The 23,389-nt window shown below is 73.0% G+C and carries 19 protein-coding genes; 5 read left to right on the top strand and 14 right to left on the bottom strand.

Annotated features, from left to right (window positions below):
* Nucleotide 1: 1 nt before the first annotated feature.
* Nucleotides 2-499, bottom strand: a complete 498-nt coding sequence (gene rimP / locus ACNJ93_RS23700) for a ribosome maturation factor RimP (protein WP_418959439.1) — start codon at nt 497-499, stop codon at nt 2-4.
* Nucleotides 500-646: 147 nt separating this feature from the next.
* On the opposite strand from rimP, the gene ACNJ93_RS23695 reads away from it, so the two are divergent.
* The 4 genes from ACNJ93_RS23695 to ACNJ93_RS23680 all read left to right on the top strand — a co-directional run bounded on the left by ACNJ93_RS23695 (nt 647) and on the right by ACNJ93_RS23680 (nt 3,569).
* Entirely contained in the window at nt 647-1,198 is a 552-nt protein-coding gene (locus ACNJ93_RS23695; RefSeq protein ID WP_418959438.1) for a hypothetical protein, read from the top strand.
* Entirely contained in the window at nt 1,195-1,611 is a 417-nt protein-coding gene (locus ACNJ93_RS23690) for a ferritin-like domain-containing protein (protein WP_418959437.1), read from the top strand. The genes ACNJ93_RS23695 and ACNJ93_RS23690 overlap by 4 nt, the downstream gene beginning before the upstream one ends.
* Before the next feature lie 32 nt (nt 1,612-1,643).
* A complete protein-coding gene (locus ACNJ93_RS23685) occupies nt 1,644-2,543 on the top strand; it encodes an aminoglycoside phosphotransferase family protein (protein ID WP_418959436.1) in 900 nt (299 codons plus the stop codon).
* A gap of 105 nt (nt 2,544-2,648) precedes the next feature.
* Entirely contained in the window at nt 2,649-3,569 is a 921-nt protein-coding gene (locus ACNJ93_RS23680) for a slipin family protein (RefSeq protein ID WP_418959435.1), read from the top strand.
* Between the two features lie 315 nt (nt 3,570-3,884).
* On the opposite strand, the gene ACNJ93_RS23675 is transcribed toward ACNJ93_RS23680, so the two are convergent.
* From ACNJ93_RS23675 to ACNJ93_RS23615, 13 genes are all read right to left on the bottom strand, one after another.
* Nucleotides 3,885-5,585 carry a proline--tRNA ligase gene (locus ACNJ93_RS23675; protein ID WP_418959434.1) on the bottom strand — a complete coding sequence of 567 codons (1,701 nt, stop codon included), beginning with the start codon at nt 5,583-5,585 and terminating at the stop codon, nt 3,885-3,887.
* 71 nt (nt 5,586-5,656) lie between these two features.
* Nucleotides 5,657-6,214, bottom strand: coding sequence for a GNAT family N-acetyltransferase (locus ACNJ93_RS23670; RefSeq protein WP_418959433.1), 558 nt, complete (start codon nt 6,212-6,214; stop codon nt 5,657-5,659).
* A gap of 20 nt (nt 6,215-6,234) precedes the next feature.
* Entirely contained in the window at nt 6,235-7,080 is an 846-nt protein-coding gene (locus ACNJ93_RS23665) for a GNAT family N-acetyltransferase (RefSeq protein WP_418959432.1), read from the bottom strand.
* A gap of 152 nt (nt 7,081-7,232) precedes the next feature.
* Nucleotides 7,233-8,390 (bottom strand): flavodoxin-dependent (E)-4-hydroxy-3-methylbut-2-enyl-diphosphate synthase, encoded by a 1,158-nt coding sequence (ispG, locus tag ACNJ93_RS23660; RefSeq protein ID WP_418959431.1) that lies wholly within the window; start codon nt 8,388-8,390, stop codon nt 7,233-7,235.
* Between the two features lie 139 nt (nt 8,391-8,529).
* Nucleotides 8,530-9,846, bottom strand: coding sequence for a M50 family metallopeptidase (locus tag ACNJ93_RS23655; RefSeq protein ID WP_418959430.1), 1,317 nt, complete (start codon nt 9,844-9,846; stop codon nt 8,530-8,532).
* Complete coding sequence (dxr, locus tag ACNJ93_RS23650) at nt 9,843-11,090, bottom strand: 1-deoxy-D-xylulose-5-phosphate reductoisomerase (protein WP_418959429.1); 1,248 nt, start codon at nt 11,088-11,090, stop codon at nt 9,843-9,845. The genes ACNJ93_RS23655 and dxr overlap by 4 nt, the downstream gene beginning before the upstream one ends.
* A 52-nt stretch (nt 11,091-11,142) precedes the next feature.
* Nucleotides 11,143-11,868: a hypothetical protein gene (locus ACNJ93_RS23645; protein ID WP_418959428.1), complete on the bottom strand. Its 726-nt coding sequence runs from the start codon at nt 11,866-11,868 to the stop codon at nt 11,143-11,145.
* A gap of 94 nt (nt 11,869-11,962) precedes the next feature.
* The gene (aroA, locus tag ACNJ93_RS23640) at nt 11,963-13,213 is read right to left on the bottom strand and encodes a 3-phosphoshikimate 1-carboxyvinyltransferase (protein ID WP_418959427.1); all 1,251 of its coding nucleotides are present in this window, start codon (nt 13,211-13,213) and stop codon (nt 11,963-11,965) included.
* 92 nt (nt 13,214-13,305) lie between these two features.
* Nucleotides 13,306-15,228 carry an acyl-CoA dehydrogenase family protein gene (locus ACNJ93_RS23635; protein ID WP_418959426.1) on the bottom strand — a complete coding sequence of 641 codons (1,923 nt, stop codon included), beginning with the start codon at nt 15,226-15,228 and terminating at the stop codon, nt 13,306-13,308.
* Nucleotides 15,229-15,329: 101 nt separating this feature from the next.
* On the bottom strand, nt 15,330-16,730 hold the full coding sequence (locus tag ACNJ93_RS23630) for a GH1 family beta-glucosidase (RefSeq protein ID WP_418959425.1): 1,401 nt from the start codon (nt 16,728-16,730) through the stop codon (nt 15,330-15,332).
* Between the two features lie 62 nt (nt 16,731-16,792).
* Nucleotides 16,793-17,695, bottom strand: a complete 903-nt coding sequence (locus tag ACNJ93_RS23625) for a carbohydrate ABC transporter permease (RefSeq protein ID WP_418959424.1) — start codon at nt 17,693-17,695, stop codon at nt 16,793-16,795.
* Nucleotides 17,692-18,639, bottom strand: a complete 948-nt coding sequence (locus ACNJ93_RS23620; RefSeq protein ID WP_418959423.1) for a carbohydrate ABC transporter permease — start codon at nt 18,637-18,639, stop codon at nt 17,692-17,694. The genes ACNJ93_RS23625 and ACNJ93_RS23620 overlap by 4 nt, the downstream gene beginning before the upstream one ends.
* Before the next feature lie 369 nt (nt 18,640-19,008).
* Nucleotides 19,009-20,310 (bottom strand): extracellular solute-binding protein, encoded by a 1,302-nt coding sequence (locus ACNJ93_RS23615; protein ID WP_418959422.1) that lies wholly within the window; start codon nt 20,308-20,310, stop codon nt 19,009-19,011.
* A 283-nt stretch (nt 20,311-20,593) separates the two neighbouring features.
* On the opposite strand from ACNJ93_RS23615, the gene ACNJ93_RS23610 reads away from it, so the two are divergent.
* The gene (locus tag ACNJ93_RS23610) at nt 20,594-23,362 is read left to right on the top strand and encodes a glycosyl hydrolase (RefSeq protein WP_418959421.1); all 2,769 of its coding nucleotides are present in this window, start codon (nt 20,594-20,596) and stop codon (nt 23,360-23,362) included.
* Nucleotides 23,363-23,389 lie beyond the last annotated feature (27 nt).

Below are 23,389 nucleotides of genomic sequence, written 5' to 3'. Positions count from 1 at the left end.
GCTACGCCTCCTCTTCCTTCTTGTCCTTGCGGTTGAACTCGATCTCCACGCGCGCCTTGGCGATGTCGGCGAACTCGACCCGGCGGGCGGTGGGCTTGCGCCCCTTCACGCCCGGCACCTCCATGTCCATGCCGTCCTCGTCCACGGTGAGGATCCGTGCGACCAGCTCCTCGCCCTCGTGCAGCTGCAGCTTGACCAGGCGGCCGGTGGCGCGCACGTAGTGGCGGTGCTGGGTGAGCGGGCGGTCGGCGCCCGGCGAGGTGACCTCGAGGTTGTACTCGCCCTCGCCCATCGCGTCCGTCTCGTCGAGCTTCGCGGAGACGGCGCGGCTCAGATCGGCGCAGGCGTCCAGATCCACGCCCTCGTCGGAATCGACGATGATCCTCAGCATTCCGCGGCGGCCCGCCCGGGACAGTTCGATGTCCTCGAGTTCGAGGTCATGCGCGTGAACGAGCGGCTCCACGAGCTCGCGCAGCCTGTCGCTCTGGGGGGTGCTCATCCGGGTGACTCCTCGGCCGCGTGTGCTGTTGTGGGATCGTCGCGTGTCAGACCAAAGGGTATCCGGTCCGGAGGGGTGTTGCCGTCCACCGGCGCGGTGGCCGCGGGTACGCTCGCCTGCGGTGATCTTCGATCGAGGGAGAGACGCGTGGGGCGCACGGTGACGATCGGCAGGCGCGCGCTCCTGGCGGCGGGCGCGGCCACCCTCGCGGCCTGCTCGGCCCCGGCGGAGGAGGGCGCGCCGAAGCGCCTGTCGGCCGCGGAGCGGGCGGCGCGGGCCGAACTGGCGCTGCGCCGGCGCGCGGTCGCGGCGAGCACGGCGCTGCGGGAACGTTACGACGCCACCCTGACGGCCCATCCGGCGCTGACGGACCGGCTGACGCCGCTGCGGGCCTCGGCGGCGGCGCACGTGAAGGCGCTGGCGGAGGGACTGCCGGCGGACCCGCCCGGGAAGACGGAGAAAGCCGCGGCCGGTTCGGCCGGGCAGGTGACCGCGCCGCCCGCCGCGGCCGTGACCGCCGATCCGGCCGCGGCCGTGCGGGAGCTCGCGGGCCTGGCGCGGCGGACCGCCGACGCGCACGGGGCCGCGCTGCTCGACGCGCCGCCCGAGTACGCCCGGCTGCTCGCCTCCGTGGCGGCGGCGGCCGCCGCGCACGCCGCCCTGCTGACCGCCCCCGAACCGGTGAGGAGCACCCGATGAGCGCCCTCGACGCCGCCCGCGCCGCGCTCAGCGCGGAGCACGCCGCCGTGTACGGCTACGGGGTCGTCGGCGGCCAGATCGGCGACGCCCGCCGGGCCGAGGCCCGGGCCGCGTACGACGCGCATCGCGCCCGCCGCGAGAGCCTGGGGCGGACCGTGCGGGACCTCGGCGGCGAGCCGCCGGCGGCCGCCGCCGCGTACGCGCTGCCCTTCGCGGTGCCGGACGCGGCCGCGGCGGCGCGGCTGGCGGCGGAGCTGGAGGACCGGGTCGCCGGGGTGTACGCCGACCTGGTGCGCGCGGCGGACGGACCGCTGCGCGCGGAGGCGGCGAGCGCGCTGCGCGAGGCCGCGGTGCGCGCCGCCCGGTGGCGCGGCGCCGACGTAACCTTTCCTGGGCTCGCCGAGCGCGCGTGACCACGCACGATCAGTAAGGAAACAGTGCAGGCATGGGTTTCGAACCGCCGCAGCGGCTGACGCGGGCGCTCGGCGAGACGTACGGGGACGCGGCGGCGGCCGAGTGGCTGGGCGCGCTCCCGGCGCTGGCCGAGGAGGCGCTGGGGCGGGCCTCGCTGACGGCCGAACGGGTGGTCGCGCCCGGCGGGCGCAGCAGCCTGGTGGTCCTCGTGCGCCGGCCCGACGGCACGCCCGCGGCGCTCAAGCTGGCGCCCGTGTTCACCCGTCCGGACCTGGAGCGCGCGGCGCTCGCGCACTGGAACGGCTGGGGCGCGGTGGAGGCGGTGGAGTCCGAGGACGGCACGTCGCTGCTGCTCGAACGGCTGCACCCGGAGGTGTCGCTGCGGTCGCTGCCGGACGCGAAGGCGCTGCTTGAGGCGGCCGGGGTGGTGCGCAAGCTGTGGGTGGAGCCGCCCGCCGGCCATGGTTTCGAGTCGGTTGCGGAGCGTACGGAGCGGCAGGCGGCCGCGCTGGAGCCCCACCGGGCGGACGCGGCGGCCGGGGCCCTGGCCTCGGCGGCGCTTCAGGCGCGGGACGAGCTGCTGGCCGGGGAGTCGGAGTCGGTGCTGCTGCACGGCTGCTTCCGGGAGGGCAAGGTGCTGGCCGGGGATCGCGCGCCGTGGCTGGCCGTCGGGCCGGAGCCGCTGGTGGGCGAGCGGGCGTACGACTTGGCGCGGCTGGTCAGGGACCGGGTGGAGGACCTGGTCGCGGCGAGCGCGGGCGCGTCGGCGGCGCGGCGGCGGCTGAACCGGCTCGCGGACTCGGTGGACGTGGACCGGGAGCGGCTGCGCGGCTGGACGCTGTTCCGCGCGGTGGAGTCGGCGGCGCGGTCGCTGGCGGCCGGGCGGCGGCAGGAGGCGGAAGTGCTGCTGGAGTTCGCGGGCTGGCTGTAGTTCGGGGGCGGCTGTAGTTCTGCGGCCGGCTGTAGTTCGGCGACCGGCGGGAGGGGAATACCCCTTCTGTAGCTTTTGTGGCGTTTTCGGCCTCTGGGGGTCGTCATGGTCGAGGAACTGCTGGCCGCAGCGGCGGGGCTCGGTGTAGCCGTCGCGGTGTACGGCGCGGCCGCGGCACGCGTGGTCAAGCAGTACGAGCGGGGCGTGGTGTTCCGTTTCGGCCGGCTGCGGGACCAGGTGCGGCAGCCGGGGTTCACGATGATCGTTCCGCTGGTGGACCGGCTGCACAAGGTGAACATGCAGATCGTGACGATGCCGGTGCCCGCGCAGGAGGGCATCACCCGGGACAACGTGACCGTGCGGGTGGACGCCGTCGTGTACTTCAAGGTGGTGGACGCGGCCGAGGCGCTGGTGCGGGTGGAGGACTACAAGTTCGCCGTCTCGCAGATGGCCCAGACCTCCCTGCGGTCGATCATCGGCAAGAGCGAGCTGGACGATCTGCTCTCCAACCGGGAGAAGCTCAACGAGGGCCTGGAGCTGATGCTCGACTCGCCGGCGATCGGCTGGGGCGTGCAGATCGACCGGGTCGAGATCAAGGACGTGTCGCTGCCGGAGACGATGAAGCGCTCGATGGCCCGGCAGGCGGAGGCGGACCGGGAGCGGCGGGCGCGGGTGATCAACGCGGACGCGGAGCTGCAGGCGTCGAAGAAGCTGGCGGAGGCGGCGCACCAGATGGCGGACGCGCCGTCGGCGCTGCAGCTGCGGCTGCTGCAGACGGTGATGGCGGTGGCGGCGGAGAAGAACTCGACGCTGGTGCTGCCGATCCCGGTGGAGCTCCTGCGCTTCCTGGAGCGCGGCACGCCGGGGGCGGCGGCCGCCGGGGAGGAACAGGAGCCCGCGCCCGAGGTGGTGCCGCCGAGCCCGGCGTACCTGCGCGGGGCGGCGGACGCGGCCGAGGGCTTCGACGCGATCGAGGACCTGACCGGCGCGCCGGTCGAACCCTCCCCCAAGGAGGAGGACGCGTAGCGCCCGCCGAAGCCGGCGACCCCACCGCTGTGGGCCGGTCCCGTGGGTGCGCCCCGCCCCCGCTGTGGGCAGTCGTTCCGCTGGGGTGGAACGGGTGGGCACAGCGGGGCGGCGCCTTTGCGCGCGCCTGCGCCCGTTGCCGTAACCCGCACCACCTGTACACCGCGCGGGGGTGCGGGTCCACGCGCGGAAGCGGAACGCGCCCGCAAGGGCGCCGTCCCGTGTGCCCACCCGCCCCGCCCTGAGGGACGACTGCCCACACGGCGGCGGCTGGGCCCGGGGGTGCGCCCCCGGGCCCGGAGCCTCCAGGGGCCGTCAGGCGGTGAGGCGGGCGAGGGCGTCTTCGACCGTGAGTTCCTCGCGGTCGCCCGTGCGGCGGTCCTTCAGTTCCACGACGCCCTCCGCCGCGCGGCGGCCGGCGACGAGGATCTTCGGGACGCCGATCAGCTCCGCGTCGGTGAACTTCACGCCCGGGGAGACGCCCGCACGGTCGTCGACGAGGACGCGCAGGCCCGCCGTGGAGAGCTTCTCCGAGACCTCGAGCGCCAGCTCGGTCTGGAGCGCCTTGCCCGCGGCGACGACGTGGACGTCCGCCGGAGCGACCTCCGCCGGCCAGCACAGGCCCTTGTCGTCGGCGGACTGCTCCGCCAGCGCGGCCACGGCGCGCGAGACGCCGATGCCGTACGAGCCCATGGTCACGCGGACCGGCTTGCCGTTCTGGCCCAGCACGTCGAGCTTCAGCGCGTCCGCATACTTGCGGCCCAGCTGGAAGATGTGGCCGATCTCGATCGCGCGGTCCAGCTTCAGACCGGTGCCGCACTTCGGGCAGGGGTCGCCGTCCTGGACGACGACGACGTCCACGTACTCGTCGACCTCGAAGTCACGGCCCGCGACGACGTTCTTCGCGTGCATGCCCTCCTTGTTGGCGCCCGTGATCCAGGAGGTGCCGGGGGCGACCCGCGGGTCGGCGACGTACTTCACCTTGTCCAGGCCCTGCGGGCCGACGTAGCCGCGGACGAGGTCCGGACGGGCGGCGAAGTCGGTCTCGGTGACCATCTCGACCGTGGCCGGCGCGAAGTGCGCCTCGACCTTGCCGAGGTCGACCTCGCGGTCGCCGGGCACGCCCACGGCGACGATCTCGCCGTCGACCTTCACCAGGAGGTTCTTCAGGGTGGCGGAGGCCGGCACGCCGAGCGAGGCGGCCAGGGTCTCGATGGTCGGGGTGTCGGGGGTGGGGATGTCCTCGGCGGCGGCGACACCCGTGGCGTCCTGCGCCTTCAGCTCGTACGTGATCGCCTCGGTGTTCGCGGCGAAGTCGCAGTTCGGGCAGTCCGCGAAGGTGTCCTCGCCGGCCTCGGCCGGGGCGAGGAACTCCTCGGACTTCGAGCCGCCCATCGCTCCGGCGGTGGCCGCGCAGATGCGGTAGTCGAGGCCGAGCCTCTGGAAGATCCGCTGGTAGGCGTCGCGGTGGAGGGCGTAGGAGTGGGCCAGGCCCTCGTCCTCCAGGTCGAAGGAGTACGAGTCCTTCATCAGGAACTCGCGGCCGCGCAGGATGCCGGCCCGGGGCCGCGCCTCGTCGCGGTACTTCGGCGCGATCTGGTACAGCACGACCGGCAGGTCCTTGTAGGAGGAGCACTGGTCCTTCACCAGCAGGGTGAAGATCTCCTCGTGCGTCGGGCCGAGCAGGTAGTCGCCGCCCTTGCGGTCCTTGAGCCGGAACAGCTCGGCGCCGTACTCGTCCCAGCGGCCGGTGGCGTCGTACGGCTCGCGGGGCAGCAGCGAGGGCAGCGAGACCTCCTGCGCGCCGATCGCGTCCATCTCCTCGCGGACGATGCGCTCGACGTTGGCGAGCACCTTCTTGCCGAGGGGCAGCCAGCTCCAGATTCCGGCGGCGGTGCGGCGGACGTAGCCGGCGCGGACGAGGAGCTTGTGGCTGAGGACCTCGGCGTCCGCCGGGTCGTCGCGCAGCGTCTTCGCCATCAACTGGGACATGCGCTGGACCGGTGCGTTGGCCATGGTTCTCGTACTCCTGCCGGATGTTTAGGTGATGGCTAGGAGGTTAGCCCCGGCGTGCCTCGACCCGGAAATCAGATACCCGTGCCGCCCGGCCGCCGCAGCGGCAGCGGGGCGCCCATCACCGCGTACGGCCGGGCCGCGGACGGGAAGCGGACCCGGCGGGCGAGGTCGGTGTAGCCGAGGCTGCGGTACAGGGCGCGGGCGGGGCTCTCGGTGTCGATGGCGGAGAGGATCGAACGGGGCTCGGCGGCGGTGTCGGTGATCGTGGTGATCAGTGCGCGGCCGAGGCCCCGGCCCTGGTACGCGGGGTGGACGTGGAGTTCGGTGATGACGAAGGAGTCGTCGAGCCAGCCGGCGTGGCCGCCGGCCCGCAGATACGGCTCGACGACGGTGGACCACCAGTGGGTGCGGTCGTTGGGCATGCCGTACACGAAGCCGACGAGCCGGCCCTCCGGGGTGAGCGCCCCGTACGCGCGGGCCCCCGGGTTGCGCAGGTGCCGCAGCACGATGCCGTGGCGCACGGCGATCTCGTCGTCGCTCAGCCCGAAGGCGAGGGCCTGCACCGCGAGCGCCTCGTCGACGCGCGCGGCGAGGTCGACCGGTCCGACCGTGATCTCGGCGTCATCCATGCGCGCACCCTACAAGCGGGTCAGAAGAGCACGCTCATGAACGCCCCGACCTCGCGGAAGCCGACCCGGCGGTAGGCGGCGCGGGCGGGGGCGTTGTAGTCGTTGACGTACAGGCTGACGACGGGGGCGACGTCGGCGAGGGCGTAGCGCAGCACGGCGGCCATGCCGGTCTCGGACAGGCCGCGGCCGCGGTGGTCGGGGTGGACCCAGACGCCCTGGATCTGGCAGGCATGCCGGGTCGCGGCACCGATCTCGGCCTTGAAGACGACGGTGCCGTCCTCGAAGCGGGCGAAGGACCGTCCGGAGCCGACGAGTTCGGCGACGCGGGCCTGGTAGAGCAGTCCGCCGTCGCCGGCCATCGGCGAGATGCCGACCTCCTCGGTGAACATGGCCACGCAGGCGGGCATGATCGCGTCCATCTCGTCCTTCCGGACGCGGCGCACGAGGGGGTCGGGGGCGATGTCCGCGGAGGGTTCCTCGGTGACCATGAGCGGCTGGTGGGCGCGGACGTCGCGGGCGGGGCCCCAGCCGGGCTCCAGGAGCCGCCAGAGCCGGGCGGTGGGTTCGGCGGGGCCGACGATGGAGGAGCAGCGGCGGCCGATGCGGCGGGCGCGGTCCGCGAAGGCGCGCACGGCCTCGGGGGTGGCGCAGATGGGGACGAGGTTGGCGCCGGAGTAGCACATCGAGCGCAGCCGGCCGTCCTCGTACCAGCCCCACATCTCACCGCCGAGGCGCCACGGGTCGAGCCCGGCGGCCTGGACGCGGGCGGTGACGAAGGCGTTCTCGACGGGCTCGCTCTCCAGGAGGGCGAGGGCGGCGCCGAGGTCGCCCGGGTCGAGCACCCGGAGGTTGGTCTGCGTCAACACGAGGGCCGCTCCAGCACTCCTTCGCGGCAACGACAGGATGTCGGCCTGCTGATCTGTGGAACTCTACCCGCCCTGCCGCGGCGGCACCGCTCCTGCGCGGAAGGGCCCGCCACGACTGTGGCGGGCCCGGTTCCCCGGCGGGTGGCGCCGGCTCAGCCGACGGTGAGGACCTCGGGCTCGCCGGAGGCTACGCCGTCCTTCTCCATCTGCTCGGCGATCTTCATCGCCTCCTCGATCAGGGTCTCGACGATCTTCGACTCGGGGACGGTCTTGATGACCTCGCCCTTCACGAAGATCTGGCCCTTGCCGTTGCCGGAGGCGACGCCGAGGTCGGCCTCACGGGCCTCGCCGGGGCCGTTGACGACGCAGCCCATGACGGCGACGCGCAGCGGGACCTCCATGCCCTCCAGGCCGGCGGTGACCTCTTCGGCGAGCTTGTACACGTCGACCTGGGCGCGGCCGCAGGACGGGCAGGAGACGATCTCCAGGCGGCGCTGGCGCAGGTTCAGCGACTCGAGGATCTGGATGCCGACCTTGATCTCCTCGGCCGGCGGGGCGGAGAGGGAGACCCGGATGGTGTCGCCGATGCCCTCGGAGAGCAGCGCGCCGAAGGCGACCGCGGACTTGATGGTGCCCTGGAAGGCGGGGCCGGCCTCGGTGACGCCGAGGTGCAGCGGGTAGTCGCACTGGGCGGCGAGCTGGCGGTAGGCGTTGACCATCACGACCGGGTCGTTGTGCTTGACCGAGATCTTGATGTCGCGGAAGCCGTGCTCCTCGAAGAGGGAGGCCTCCCAGAGGGCGGACTCGACGAGCGCCTCGGGGGTGGCCTTGCCGTACTTCTTCAGCAGCCGGGCGTCCAGCGAGCCGGCGTTGACGCCGATGCGGATGGGGGTGCCGGCCTCGGAGGCCGCCTTGGCGATCTCCTTGACCTTGTCGTCGAACTGCTTGATGTTGCCCGGGTTGACGCGGACGGCGGCGCAGCCGGCGTCGATCGCGGCGAAGACGTACTTCGGCTGGAAGTGGATGTCGGCGATGACCGGGATCTGCGACTTCTTCGCGATGGTGGCGAGCGCGTCGGCGTCGTCCTGCGTGGGGCAGGCGACCCGGACGATCTGACAGCCGGAGGCGGTGAGCTCGGCGATCTGCTGGAGCGTCGCGCCGATGTCGGAGGTGCGCGTCGTGGTCATCGACTGCACGGAGACGGGCGCGTCGCCGCCGACGGCCACGGACCCGACCATGATCTGGCGGCTCTTGCGCCGCTCGGCGAGCTTGGTCGGTACGGACGGCATACCGAGAGAAATCGCGGTCATCAGCTGTGCAACCCCAAGTGTGGCCAGGTGTGGATCGAGTCCCGTACGGCTGCGGGCTCCGGCCTTCAGAGGTTACAGCCCCGGGGGCGGGCGGCCGGACACCACGGGTGTCCGGCCGCCCGTACGGACTCGCGTCCGGTCAGGTGATCCTGACCGGATTGACGATGTCGGCGACGAGGACGAGCAGCGTGAAGCAGACGAAGACGCCCGCCACCACGTACGCCACCGGCATCAGCTTCGCCACGTCGAACGGACCCGGGTCCGGCCGCTTGAAGAGGCGGGCGGTGTGCCGGCGGACCGATTCCCAGAGTGCTCCGGCGATGTGGCCGCCGTCCAGAGGGAGCAGCGGCAGCATGTTGAACAGGAACAGGGAGACGTTGAACATCACGACGATGTTCATGATCCAGACGAGGATCCGCTCCGGCGGGGCCTCGACGGTCATCAGCTCGCCGGTGAGCCGGGCCGCGCCGACCACGCCGACCGGGGAGTCCTGGGCGCGTTCCCCGTCGCCGAAGGCGGCGTCCCACAGGGCGGGGATCTTGCCGGGCAGGGCGACGACGGACTGGGCGCCGGCCTGGACGAGGTCGCCCATGCGCTCGGTGGTCTCGCCGAAGCCGAGGGCCTGGACCTCGCTCTTGGAGACGAAGCCGAGGTAGCCGGCGGGCTCGTAGACCAGCGGCTGGACGAGCTTCCCGTCCTCGTCCTTCTTCGGGACCTTGTTCTCGACGAGCGTCGGGTGCAGGTCGAGCCGCTGTCCGGCCCGCTCGACGGTGACGGTGGCGGGGCCGATGGTGGCGCGGATGCGCTCGGAGAGGGTGTTCCAGTCCTCGACGGGCTTGCCGTTGAAGGCGACGATCTTGTCGCCCTCCTTCAGGCCGGCCGCGTGCGCGGGAGAGACGGGGTCGCCCTTCCGGCAGCTGCCGGCGTCGGCGCGCTTCTGGCTCTGGTCGATGACGCACTTCTGGACGCCGGCGACCTTGGTGGTCTGGCCCTCGATGCCCAGGGTCATCATGCTGCCGAAGAACAGCACGACGGCCAGGACCAGGTTCATGAACGGGCCGGCGAACATGACGATCACGCGCTTCCACGGCTTGCGCGTGTAGAAGAGCCGGTGCTCGTCGCCGGGCTGGAGCTCCTCGAAGGAGGCCTCCCGGGCGTCCTCGATCATGCTGCGCCAGGGGGAGGTGGAGCGGGCCTCGACGCGGCCGTCCTTGCCGGGCGGGAACATGCCGATCATGCGGATGTAGCCGCCGGCCGGGACTGCCTTGATCCCGTACTCCGTCTCGCCGCGCTTCCTCGACCAGATGGTGGGGCCGAAGCCGACCATGTACTGCGGCACGCGGATGCCGAAGAGCTTCGCGGTCGAGAGGTGCCCGAGCTCGTGCCAGGCGATCGACACGAGCAGCCCCACGGCGAACAGCACGATGCCGAGGGTGTAGAGCAGCACTTCCGTCATGCGCGCGCCTCCAGGAGCGACTTCGCCGCCAGTTCGCGGGCCCGGGCCCGGGCCCAGGTCTCCGCTTCGAGGACGTCGGACACGGTGAGCGAGGTTCCCGTGGGGGTGCCGTGCTCCGCGACGACGGCCGTGACGGTGTCCATGATGCCGTTGAACGGCAGCCGGCAGTCCAGGAAGGCGTCCACGCACTCCTCGTTCGCGGCGTTGAACACCGCCGGGGCGGTGCCGCCCAGGGCGCCGACGTGCCGGGCGAGTCCGACGGAGGGGAAGGCCTCGTCGTCCAGCGGGAAGAACTCCCAGGTGGACGCCTTCGACCAGTCGAAGGCGGGGGCGGCGTCCGGCACCCGTTCGGGCCAGCCGATGCCGATGGCGATCGGGCCGCGCATGTCGGGCGGGGTGGCCTGGGCGAGGGTGGAGCCGTCGGTGAACTCGACCATGGAGTGCACGTACGACTGGGGGTGGACGACGACCTCGATGCGGTCGAAGGGGATGTCGTAGAGCAGGTGCGCCTCGATGACCTCCAGGCCCTTGTTGACCAGGGTGGCGCTGTTGACCGTGATGACCGGGCCCATGGCCCAGGTCGGGTGGGCGAGCGCGTCCTCCCGGGTGACGTGCGCGAGCTCGGCGCGGGTGCGGCCGCGGAACGGGCCGCCGGAGGCGGTGACGACCAGTTTGCGGACGTCGGCGCGGGTGCCGGCGGCGAGTGCCTGGAACAGCGCGGCGTGCTCGGAGTCGACGGGGATGATCTGGCCCGGCGCGGCCAGGGCCTTGACCAGGGGGCCGCCGACGATCAACGACTCCTTGTTGGCCAGGGCGAGGGTGCGGCCCGCCTTCAGGGCGGCGAGGGTCGGGGCGAGGCCGATGGAGCCGGTGATGCCGTTGAGGACGGTGTGGCAGGCGGATGCGGCCACTTCGGTGGCGGCGTCCGGCCCGGCCAGGATCTCGGGCAGCGGCTCGGCGCCGTACCGCTCCTTCAGCGCCTCGGTCAGCTCCGGCACGGCCTCCTCGCGGGCGACGGCCACGGTGCGGACCTTCAGCCGGTGGGCCTGCTCGGCGAGGAGCGCGACCCGGCCGCCGGACGCCGCCAGCGCGGTGACGCGGAAGCGGTCGGGGTTGCGCAGGACGAGGTCGACGGCCTGGGTGCCGATGGACCCGGTGGCGCCGAGGACGACGATGTCCCGGCGGCCTTCGGCGGTGTCGAAGGCGGTGTGCGGGTCCGCGAGAGGAGAGGGGCGATCGCTCATGCCCCCCATTCTTGCCTCATTCACCGGCCGCCCCGACAGCGCGGTGGGCGGCTCAGGCCTTGGCGGCGCCCTGGAACTTCTGCCACTGGGCGTCGATCACCTCGGGCGGCACTCCCCCGATGTCCTTGGTGTCGGTGATCTCCCCGCGGAAGGACAGGGTGGTGGTGCCGGACCGGACGACCGTCAGGTACTCGTACAGCTTCAGCGAGCCCTTGACGTCGAGGATGGTGAACCGGAAGGCGACGGCCTCGTCGCCGAGCTTCGGCGCGGGCAGCGTCTCCACCTTCAGGTACCGCGCCTGAGCCACGGCCCGCTGCTCGGTGAAGCCGCCGGCGCACTGCTTGCCGGCGGTGTTCAGGCTCTTCATGACGGTGGCCGCGCCGTCCGAGCCGTAGGCGCGCAGGGTGACGGCGACGGTGGTGCCGGTCAGCTCGTCGGGGACGTCGGCCTTGCGGTGGACCTCGGCGGCCGGGTCCGGGTCCGCGACCTCCTTGGCGAGGCTGACCAGCGGCTGGCAGACGGCCCGGTCGGCGGTGTACGACTCGCCGAGCGGGGCGCCGAGGGTGTACTCGGAGGCGGTGTACCGGCCGACCTTCTGGCCGTCGGCGAGGGCGGCGGCCTTCAGCCGGTCGAGGGTGAGGGCGCCGGTGGTGTCGGGGGCGGCGGGGGGTGTGGCGCTCGCGGTGGCCCTCGGCTTGTCGCCACCGCCCTCGGAGGCGCCGCCGCAGCCGGTGAGCAGCGTGCCGCCGAGGAGGGCGGCGACGGCCGCGGCCGTCATCGGTCGTGTGTGTGTCCCCGTACGCGTCCCCATGTCCTGCCCCTGTCGGTGGTGTTCGTGACCCGCCCCGATTATCGGCGGCGGGCCGGGGCGGTCAGACGGCGGCCCTGCGGAACTCCTCGAAGGCCTGGTGGAATCCGGGGAACGTCTTGCGGACGCAGCCGGGGTCGTCGAAGGAGATCCCGGGGGTGCGCAGCGCGGTCACGGCGAAGGACATGACGATGCGGTGGTCGCCGTGGGTGGCGATCTCGACGGGTCCGGCGGGGGTGCCGGGGTGGATCTCGATCCAGTCGGGACCGGTGTGGACGGTGATGCCGAGCCGGCGCAGGTTCTCGGCGCAGGCGTCGAGGCGGTCGCACTCCTTGACCCGGGTGTTGGCGACGTCCTCGATGCGGACCGGGCCGTCGGCGAAGGGCGCGAGGGCGGCGAGGGTCGGCATGGTGTCGGAGATGTCCCGCATGTTGACCGTCAGACCGCGCAGGGCGCCGGTGGAGCGGACGGTGGTGCGGTCGTCCGCGAGGTCGACGTCGGCGCCCATGCGGCGCAGCACTTCGACGAAGCCGAGGTCGCCCTGGAGGGCGTCCTTGCCGAGGCCGGGGACGGTGACGGAGCCGCCGGGGAGGAGGGCGGCGGCCGCGAAGAAGTAGCTGGAGGTGGAGGCGTCGGGCTCGACTGCGTAGGTGGTGGCGGTGTAGCCGGTGGGCTCGACGGTGTACGTGCGGCCCTGCGGGCCGTCCTCGCGGGTCACGGTGGCGCCGAAGGCGCGCATCATCGCGAGCGTGATCTCGACGTACGGCTCGGAGACGAGGTCGGTCACGGTGACGGCCAGGCCCTCGGCGGTGAGCGGGCCGAGCATGAGCAGGGCGGTGAGGTACTGGGACGACTGGCCCGCGTCCAGGGTCAGCGCCCCTCCCTTGATGCCCCGGGCGGTGACGGTGAGCGGGTGGTGGCCCTCGTGCTCCTCGTGCCGCAGGTCGACGCCGAGGGTGCGCAGGGCGGTGGTGAGGGGGCCGAGGGGGCGGCGGCGCATCTGGGCGGAGGCGTCGAAGCGGTAGGTGCCGTGGCCGGCGGCGGCGAGGGTGGGCAGGAAGCGGGCCGTGGTGGCGCCGTCGCGGCAGTAGACGTCGGCGGCGTCACGGCCGGGGCCCTCGGGGCGGCCGGTGATGTGCCAGGCGTCCTCCTCCTGCCGCACCTCGTAGCCGAGGGCCTTCAGCCCCTCGGCGAAGCCCTCGGTGTCGTCGGACCGCAGCGGCCGCAGGAGGGTCGTGGTGCCTCGTGCGGCGGCGGCCAGGAAGAGGGCGCGGGCGGTCACGGACTTGGAGCCGGGGATGTCGATGACGGTCACGCCCCCATCCTGCCGGGCCACCCCCCGGCACGACGCCCCGTCCCGCATCCCGGACCCCCGGCTCCGTCAGGTCCGTCGCCGGCCGGGCGCGGTCAGGGGATGCGGCGGTGGACGTTCTCGTGCCCGGACGGGCCCGGGGCGGGGTCGGCGATCCACGGGGCGTCGCCGGACTGGTCGACGACGCCCTCCTCCAGCCATGCGTACGCGCCTGCGAGGACGCCGTCCACGACCCGGCGGTCCACGTCGTCCGTGTTGGCCCACAGGCGGCCGAACAGCTCCTCCACCCGCAGCCGGGACTGGCGGCAGAACGCGTCGGCCAGGCGGTACGCCTCGCGGCCGTGGTCGCCGGTCGCCCGCAGGTGCTCGGCCCGCACGCACGCCGCGCTCATCGCGAACAGTTCCGCGCCGATGTCGACGATCCGCCCGAGGAACGCCTGCTTCGTCTCCATCCGGCCCTGCCAGCGCGACATCGCGTAGAACGTCGAGCGCGCCAGCTTCCGTGACGTGCGCTCCACGTACCGCACGTGCGGGGCCAGCTCGCCGAACTCCGCGTACGCGCCCGGCACCTGCCCCGGCCCGGCGACCAGCTTCGGCAGCCAGCGGGCGTAGAAACCGCCGGCCTTCGCGCCGGCCCGCGCCTTGTCGGAGAGCGACTTCTCGGGGTCGATGAGGTCGCCCGCGACGGCCAGGTGCGCGTCGACCGCCTCGCGGGCGATCAGCAGGTGCATGATCTCCGTCGAGCCCTCGAAGATCCGGTTGATCCGCAGGTCCCGCAGCAACTGCTCGGCGGGGACCGCCCGTTCGCCGCGCGCCGCGAGCGAGGCGGCCGTCTCGTACCCGCGGCCGCCGCGGATCTGCACCAGCTCGTCCGCCATCAGCCAGGCCATCTCGGAGCCGTACAGCTTCGCGAGCGCCGCCTCGATGCGGATGTCGTTGCGGTCCTCGTCGGCCATCTGCGACGCGAGGTCGACCATCGCCTCCAGCGCGAAGGTGGTCGCCGCGATGAAGGAGATCTTCACCCCGACCGCCTCGTGCTTCGCGACCGGCCGCCCCCACTGCTCCCGCACCGCCGACCACTCGCGGGCGATCTTCAGGCACCACTTGCCGGCCCCGACGCACGCCGCGGGCAGCGAGAGCCGTCCCGTGTTGAGCGTCGTCAGGGCGATCTTGAGGCCGGCGCCCTCCGGGCCGATCCGGTTCGCCGCGGGCACGCGGACGCCGTGGAAGCGGGTCACCCCGTTCTCCAGGCCGCGCAGGCCCATGAACGCGTTGCGGTGCTCGACCGTGATCCCCGGCGAGTCCGCCTCGACGACGAAGGCGGTGATCCCGCCCCGGTGGCCCTCCGAGCTCGGCACCCGGGCCATGACGACGAGCAGGTCGGCGACCACGCCGTTGGTCGTCCAGAGCTTCACGCCGTCGAGCACGTAGTCGTCCCCGTCCGGCACCGCCGTCGTCGCGAGCCGCGCCGGGTCCGAGCCGACGTCCGGCTCGGTGAGCAGGAACGCCGAGATGTCGCTGCGCGCGAGCCGCGGCAGGAGCGTCTCCTTCTGCTCCCGCGTCCCGAACAGCTTCAGCGGCTGCGGCACGCCGATCGACTGGTGGGCGGAGAGCAGCGCGCCCAGCGCCGGGCTCACGGAGCCCACGAGCGCCAGGGCCTTGTTGTAGTACACCTGGGTGAGGCCGAGCCCGCCGTACTTCGGGTCGATCTTCATGCCGAGCGCGCCGAGCTCCTTCAGCCCGGCCACGACCTCGTCCGGCACCCGTGCCTCGCGCTCGATCAGCGCCCCGTCGACACGGGTCTCGCAGAACTCCTTCAGCCGGGCCAGGAACGCCTCGCCCCGTCGCACGTCCTCGTCCGCGGGCAGCGGATGCGGGTGGATGAGGTCCAGGCGGAAGCGGCCGAGGAAGAGTTCCTTGGCGAAGCTGGGCTTGCGCCAGTCCTGTTCTCGTGCCGCCTCGGCGACCTGTCGCGCTTCTCGTTCGGTGACCTTGGGCCGCTGGGTGGGTGCGGTCATGAGGAGCTCACCTCGCCGCTCGTCGGGGGCCTTGTGGCTACTCGTCCGTCGTACCCGATATCCGGGGGTTCGGAAAGGGGGGCCCGGCCACCGGAGTGACGTCAGTCGATCAGGCCGCCCCGGGCGATGACGTCGGCGTACCACCGGGCGCTGGACTTCGGGGTGCGGCGCTGGGTCGCGAAGTCGACGTGGACGATGCCGAACCGCTTGCCGTACCCGTACGCCCATTCGAAGTTGTCGAGCAGCGACCACAGGAAGTAGCCCCGTACGTCGGCGCCGTCCTCGATCGCGCGGTGCACGGCCGCCAGGTGGGCGCGCAGGTACGCCACCCGCTCGGGGTCCTTCACCGCGCCGGACGGGTCGGCGTAGTCGTCGTACGCCGCGCCGTTCTCGGTGACCATCAGCGGCAGGCCGGGCAGCTCGTCCCGCAGCCGGATCAGCAGGTCGTGCAGGCCGTCGGCGTCGACGGGCCAGTCCATCGCGGTCCGCGGCCCGGGGAGCGGGACGAAGCGGACGTGCCGTTCCGCGCCCGCCCACGGCGAGGGCGACTCGGAGGAGCCGGCGGCGACCTCGGCCGGCGCGTAGTAGTTGATGCCGAGCGAGTCGAGAGGGGCGGCGGCGGTCCGCAGGTCGCCGTCCTGGACGAAGGCCCAGTCGGTGATCTCCGCCGTGTCGCGGACGAGGTCCTCGGGGAGCCGGCCGTGGAACACCGGATCGAGGAAGATCCGGTTGCCGACGGCGTCGATCCGGCGGGCCGCGTCCCGGTCCTCGGGCGTGTCGGAGTGCGCCCGGACGGCGTGCAGGTTGAGCGTCAGGGACACCTCGGCCGGGGCGGGCAGCGCGGCGCGCAGCGCCTGGACGGCGAGGCCGTGGGCCAGGTTGAGGTGGTGGGCGGCGCGCAGCGAGTCGAGGGCGCTGGTGCGGCCGGGGGCGTGGACGCCGCTGCCGTAGCCGAGGAAGGCGGCGCACCAGGGCTCGTTGAGCGTGGTCCAGGTGGCCACGCGGTCGCCGAGCGCCTCGGCGGCGAGGCCCGCGTACTCGGCGAAGCGGTACGCGGTCTCCCGGTGCGGCCAGCCGCCCGCGTCCTCCAGCTCCTGCGGGAGGTCCCAGTGGTAGAGGGTGGCCACCGGCCGGATGCCGGCCTCGCGCAGTTCGTCGGTCAGCCGCCGGTAGAAGTCCAGGCCCTTGCGGGCGGCCGGGCCGGCGCCGGTCGGCCGGATCCGGGGCCAGGCGAGGGAGAAGCGGTAGTCGGTCACGCCGAGGTCCCGCATCAGCGCGATGTCCTCGCTCACCCGGTGGTAGTGGTCGGCGGCGGTGTCGCCGGTGTCGCCGTTGCGGACCTTGCCGGGGACGCGGCTGAACGTGTCCCAGATGGACGGGGTGCGGCCGTCCTCGGCGGCCGCGCCCTCGATCTGGTACGCGGCGGTCGCGGTGCCCCAGCGGAACCCCGCGGGGAACCGGAGCGGCGTGGCGGTGGCGGGGCGGGCGTCGAGCGCGGTCATGGGCGGAGAACTCCCGGGGATGAGGGGGTGGTGGGGAAAGGTGGAGCGGGTGGGCCCTGCGGTCAGCCCTTGACCGCGCCCTGCATGATGCCGCCGACGATCTGCCGGCCCAGCAGGCCGAAGACCAGCAGGACGGGCAGCGTGCCGAGCAGGGTGCCGGCCATGATCACGGACTGGTCGTCGACGTAGCCGCCGCCGAGCTGCCGCAGGGCGACCTGGACGGTCGGCTCGGAGGAGGACAGGGCGACGATGGGCCAGAAGAAGTCGTTCCAGGCCGCCATGAAGGTCAGCAGGCCCAGGACGGCCATGCCGGGCCGGGCGACGGGCACCACGATCGACCAGAAGATCCGTGCGCTGGAGGCGCCGTCGACGCGGGCCGCCTCGATCAGCTCGTCGGGCAGCGACTGCACGAGGTACTGGCGCATGAAGAACACGCCGAAGGCGGACACGAGGCCGGGCAGGATGACGGCCTGGAGCTGGTTCACCCACTGCAGTTCGGCGATCAGCATGAACAGCGGGATCACGCCGAGCTGCGGCGGGATCATCATCGTGCCCACGGTGACGGCGAGCAGCGCGCCCCGGCCGCGGAAGCGGAGCTTGGCGAAGGCGAAGCCGGCGAGGGTGCAGCACAGCACGGTGCCGACGGTGATGGACCCGGACACGACGAGGGAGTTGAGGAGCGCGGTGCCGATGTCCGCCTCCTCCGTCACCTTCTCGAAGTTCTCCATGAGGTGCGGGCCGGGCAGCAGCGACGGCGGGACCTTGGCCAGGTCGGCGTTGGAGCGGCTGGCCGCGACGAGCGTCCAGTAGAACGGGAAGGCCGAGACGAGCACGGCGACGACGAGGATCGCGTAGGCGAGTCTCCCGCCCCGCATCGTGCGGCCCGCGCCGGACCGGCGCCGTGCGCGGGCGGCCGGGCGCTCGGGCGCGGGGGCGGGGGCCGGCGGGGTGGCGAGCGCGGTCATCGGCCGGCCTCCTTGCGGGAACGGCGGCGGACGATCAGGGCGTTGACCCCGACGACCACCAGGATCAGCAGGAACATCACCCAGGCGATGGCGGCGGCCCGGCCCAGGTGGAAGAAGCCCCAGCCCTGCTCGTACATGTACAGGCCGAGCGTCTGGTACTGGTGCGAGATGCCGCCGGAGGCGGAGCCCTCGAAGAGCAGCGGCTCGCCGAACAGCTGGGTCGCGCCGATCGTGGAGACGATGACCGTGAAGACGATCGTGGGCCGCAGCCCCGGCAGGGTGACGTGGAAGAACTGTCGCAGGCGGGAGGCCCCGTCCATCTCGGCGGCCTCGTAGAGCTCCTGCGGGATGGACTGCATGCCCGCGAGGTAGATCAGCGCGTTGTAGCCCGTCCAGCGCCAGACGACGATGGTGGACACGGCGACCTGGGAGGCGAGGGTGCCGGTCTGCCAGTCGACGGGGCCGATGCCGACGAGCCCGAGCGCGTAGTTGACCAGCCCGAAGTCGTGGCCGAAGAGCTGCGCGAAGACGAGCGTGGCGGCGGCGACGGAGGTCGCGTACGGGAGCAGCATCGCGGTGCGGAAGAACGTCCGGCCGCGCAGGCGGTGGTTGAGCAGGTGGGCGAGGCCGAGCGCCATCACCAGCTGGGGGACGGTGGAGATCACCCCGATGGTGAAGGTGTTGCGCAGCGCGGTCCAGAAGAACTCGTCGTTCAGCAGCGCGGTGTAGTTGCCGAGCCCGCGCCATTCCATGTCGCCGGGCGTCTGGAGTTCGACCCGGTAGAGCGAGACGAAGGCGGTGTAGATCAGGGGGAAGAGCCCGAAGGCCGCGAAGAGGGTGAAGAACGGGGCGAGGTAGGCGTACGGGGAGAGCGTGCGCCACGCGCGCCGGACGCTGGACGTCCGGCTCAGTGGTGACGGTCGCGCGGGTGCGGTCAGGGTCACGCTGCGGCCCTTCGGGAGGAGGCGGTGCCGGGGGTCGAGGAGGGGCGGGACGGACGTACGGACGGGAGTGGGCCTCCGGCGCGGCCCGGGGCGGGGCGGGGCGGGGCGGGAGAGGAGGTGCCCGGGCCGGGCCGGAGGCGGTCGGGGGGCGGGGCGGGACTGGGGGCGGGGCGGGACTGGGGGCGGGAGTGGGGCGGCGGTCGGAGTGCGGCGGGCCGGAGGCCGCCGACCGTCCCGGTCGGCCGGCCTCGGACGGTCGGCTTCGGACGGCCGGTCGGCGTCGTCGGCCGGCGTCGACCGCCAGGCCCGGCTCGCGCGGTCGCTCAGTCCGGTCCCGCAGCCCCATCAGCCCGTCAACCCGTCAACCCGTCAACCCAGGGTGTTCGCGACGCCCTTCTTGGCGTTCTCCCAGGCCTTCTCCGGGGCCGTGCCCTTGCGCTCGACCTCGCTCAGCGCGTTGGTGATCTGCTGGGCGACGTTCTGGTCGTGCACGCCGAGGACCTGCACCGGGGCGGCCTTGGCGGCCTCGCCGAAGATCCTGCCGATCGGGGCGCCGGAGAAGTACGGGTCCGTCGCGTCGGCGATCTGCGTGATGGCGCCGGTCGACGACGGGAAGTTGCCCTGCTTGGTGAAGATCTTGGCCTGCTGCTCGGGCGCGGTGAGCCACTTGATCAGCTCGTACGCCTCCTTCTTGTGCTTCGCGGCGCGCGGCACGGCGAGGTACGAGCCGCCCCAGTTGCCGGCGCCGCCGGGCAGCGCGGCGACGTCCCACTTGCCCTTGCCGGACTCGCCGGCCTGGCCCTTGATGTAGCCGAGCATCCACGCGGGGCAGGGGATCGTGGCGAACGAACCGGCCGCGAACGCCTGGTTCCACTGCGGCGACCACTGGTCGAGCTTGGCGCTCAGACCCGCCTCGCTCGCCTGGACGGCGGTGTTCCAGGCGGTCTTGAGCGCCGGGTTGGTCTCCCAGATCAGCTCGCCGGACGCGTTGTAGTACCGCTCCTTCTGCTGGCCGATCATGACCGAGTAGAGGCTGCCGACGCTGTCCAGCCAGGCGCTCTTGCCGGGGGCCTTCGCCTTGTACTGCTCGCCGAGCTTCAGGTAGCCGTCCCAGGTGGACCAGCGCTTCGCCAGCTCCGTGCGGTCGGTCGGCAGGCCGGCCTGCTTCAGCAGGTCGGTGCGGTAGCACATCGCCTCGGGGCCGACGTCGGTGCCGAGGCCGAGCACCTCGCCCCCGCGCCCGGTGGCCGCCGCCCACTTCGCCTCGGCGAACTGCCCCTTGAGGGAGTCCGCGCCGTACTTCCGCAGGTCCACGAACTTGTCGGCCTGCTGCTGCGCCACTGAGGCGATCCGGCCCACTTCGACGGCCTGGACGTCGGCGAGACCGCCGCCGCCGGCGAGCCGCGTCTGCAGCGACTTCCAGTAGTCGGCCTCGTCCTCGGTGTCCGTCTGCTTGATCGTGACGTTCGGGTGGAGCTTCTCGTACTCGGCGTAGAGGCCGGCCTCCTTGTAGCCGAAGGAGCCGAACAGGTCGACGGTGATCGTGACCTTCCCGCCCGCCGCGTCGGCGGCGCCCTCGGACGCACCCCCGCAGGCGGCCAGCAAGGACCCGGCGAGGGCGAGCGCCCCCAGGCGGACGGCGGCTCTCGCGGCGGCTCGGGCAGTGGGCATGAGGGGCCTCCCTTGGCTCAGGCTCGAACGAGAGCAGCCTTGAGAGCGCTCTCAGAATGGGCCAGAGCTTGCCTACGCCGCGCGCGATCCGTCAAGACTCGAACGCACAACGACCTGGATCCGGCCTCAACTTCCCCTGTTGCGCGAAGTATTGACACCCCTGTTTCCAGAGGCTTACGTTTCCGGCCGGTCTGAGAGCGCTCTCGGATTCGACTCGCGGACACGACCAGCCGCGTCCCGCATGGCCCCCTGCCGCCCATCGTGATCGACACGAGGTGCCCCCATGCCCTTCCTCCCCCACCCACGCCCGGCCGCCGCCCTGGCGCTGGCCGCGGCCCTGACCGCCGTCGGGCTCGGCCCCGCCGCCGCCCCCGCGGCGGCCGCCGCCGTCCCCGTCGGCGCCGGCAGCTACTCCGACACCCGCCCCGCCGGCACGTCCGGCCCCACCACGAACACCGGCGCCCCGGTGACCCCCAAGGTCACCGCCGCCGCCCGGGACCTCCCGGTGCCCACCAACGACTGGTGGTCCTCGCTCGCCTTCCAGCGCTACGGCGACAACCCGTACTCCACCCCCATGTACGGCCACCCGCTCACGTACCAGGCGGTCGCGGGCGGACTGCAGATCGGCTACCCGACGAGCCCCGCGATCGTCGGGGACGGCCGCCAGTACGAGTTCGCCCACAAGCCCGACCTCACCCTCGGCCTCACCGGCCTCAACTCCCCCGACACCAAGGCGGACGCCTGGTCCGACTGGACCGTCACCCCGTACTGGTCGGACGGCGCCCGCACCCTGCGCGCCACCATCGGCCACGGCCTGCCCTACGTGTACGCCCAGGGCACCGGCGGCAACGCCCAGATCACCACCGCGGGCGCGCCCGCCGTCTTCGCCGACCAGGGCAACGTCCTCGGCATCACCGTCGCGGGCCACCACTACGCCCTCTTCGCCCCCAGCGGCAGCGACTGGAACGTCTCCGGCACCACCATCAGCGCCGGCCTCGGCGGCCGGGACTACTTCTCGCTCGCGGTGCTGCCCTCCCCCGACGCCCTCGCGACGTACCGGAAGTACGCGTTCAGCTTCGTCACCGGCTCCCGCGTCGACTGGAGCACCGGCGGCGGCACCGTCCGCGCCACGTACTCCCTGACCACCCAGGCCAAGGAGGGCACGGAGCGGGGCACCCTCCAGGCGCTCTACCGGCACCAGTGGCTGCACACCGCCGACGCCCTCACCGGGTACACGTACGTCTCGCCGCGCGGCACCATGAAGGTCCGCGAGGGCACGTCCTTCAGCACCGTGCAGAAGGCCGCCCCGGTCCTGCCCGCCCTCCCCCGGACGAGCGCCGTCGACACCGCGCGGCTGCGCGGCCACCTGAACGAGGTCCTCTCCTCCGCCGACCCGTTCTCCGGGGCCGTCGACACGTACTGGACCGGCAAGGCGCTCGGCAAGCTGGCCCAACTGGCGCCGCTGGCCGACCAGATCGGCGAGACCGCGGCACGCGACCGGCTGCTCGCGCTGCTCAAGGGCCGGCTCCAGGACTGGTTCACCGCCGGCGGGGCCAACGAGTTCGCGTACGACCGCCAGTGGAAGAGCCTCACCGGCTACCCCGCCTCGTACGGCAGCGACACCGAACTCAACGACCACCACTTCCACTACGGCTACTACGTCTACGCGGCCGCGGTCATCGCCCAGTACGACCCGGGCTGGGCCGCCGACTCCGCCTGGGGCGGGATGGTGAGGACCCTGATCCGGGACACCGCCAACCCCAGCCGCACCGACGCCTCCTTCCCGTTCCTGCGCGGCTTCGACGTCTACGCCGGGCACAGCTGGGCCTCCGGCCACCAGGGCTTCGCCGCCGGCAACAACCAGGAGTCCTCCTCCGAGTCCACCAACCTCAGCGCGGCGCTCGTGCTGTGGGGCTCGGCCACCGGTGACACCGCCCTGCGGGACCTCGGCGGCTACCTGCTCGCCACCGAGAGCGAGGCCGTCGCCCAGTACTGGTTCGACGCCGACCAGCAGGTCTTCCCCGCCTCCTTCGGCCACGACACCGTGGGCATGGTCTGGGGCAGCGGCGGCGCGTACGCCACCTGGTGGACCGCCAACCCCGAGGAGATCCACGGGATCAACGCCCTCCCGATCACCGCCGGCGGCTCCCTCCAGCTCGGTGCCCACCCCGCCGCGATCCGGCGCAACCTGGCCGAGATGGAGCGGGAGAACGGCGGGCCGGCCGTGGAATGGCGGGACGTCCTGTGGGAGTTCGAGGCCCTCGCCGACCCGGTCGCCGCGAAGGCGAAGTGGGACGCGGGCCACGCCGGGTACACCCCGGAGGCGGGCGAGTCCAAGGCGCACACGTACCACTGGATCACGGCCCTGAACGCCTTCGGCGCCCCCGATGCCTCGGTGACCGGCGACCTGCCGACCTCCGCGGTCTTCACGAAGAACGGCGTCCGCACGTACGCGGCCCACAACCACGGCTCCACCGCGCGCACCGTGACCTTCTCGGACGGCAAGACCCTGACCGTCCCCGCCCGCTCCACCGCCACCGGAACCGGGAGCGGCACCACTCCCGATCCGTCCACCGGGAACACCTTCCAACTCCGGTCCGGGGGCCTGCTCACCACGGCCACCGGCGGCACGCCCGGCAGCGACACCATCCCCTCCGCCGGCGGCGCCAACCACGACGGCACGCCCTACCGGCCCCTGGTGTACGAGGCGCGCGGGGTGAACGGGACGCTCAGGCCGGGCGCCTCGACCGCGTTCCGCCTGCCGGTGGACGCCGGCACCGCCGTCGGGCTCGGGCAGCAGGCCCGGGTCAGCTACGACCTCACCGGGGACGGCACCTTCGACCGGACGGAGACGTACCACTACTTCGCGACCGACCCGGTCGCCGGCTGGGAGGAGTACAACCAGTCCCGCGGCCTGAAGTCCGCCACCGGCACGCTCGGGAACCTGCGGAACGGAACGGTGCGCCTGGAGGTGTGGAGCGCGATCGGCAACGCCGACTCGCGCCTGCGGACGGGGACCGACACGGCCGTCGTGGTCGTCCCGTACGACTGACGCCGGTGACGACGGCGGCGGGTGCGG

The organism is Streptomyces tritici (genome assembly GCF_048500665.1).
GTDB classification, from domain to species: Bacteria; Actinomycetota; Actinomycetes; order Streptomycetales; family Streptomycetaceae; genus Streptomyces; species Streptomyces tritici.
Note: the sequence above shows the minus strand (reverse complement) of the source record. Positions and strands in the feature narration are given on the sequence as shown.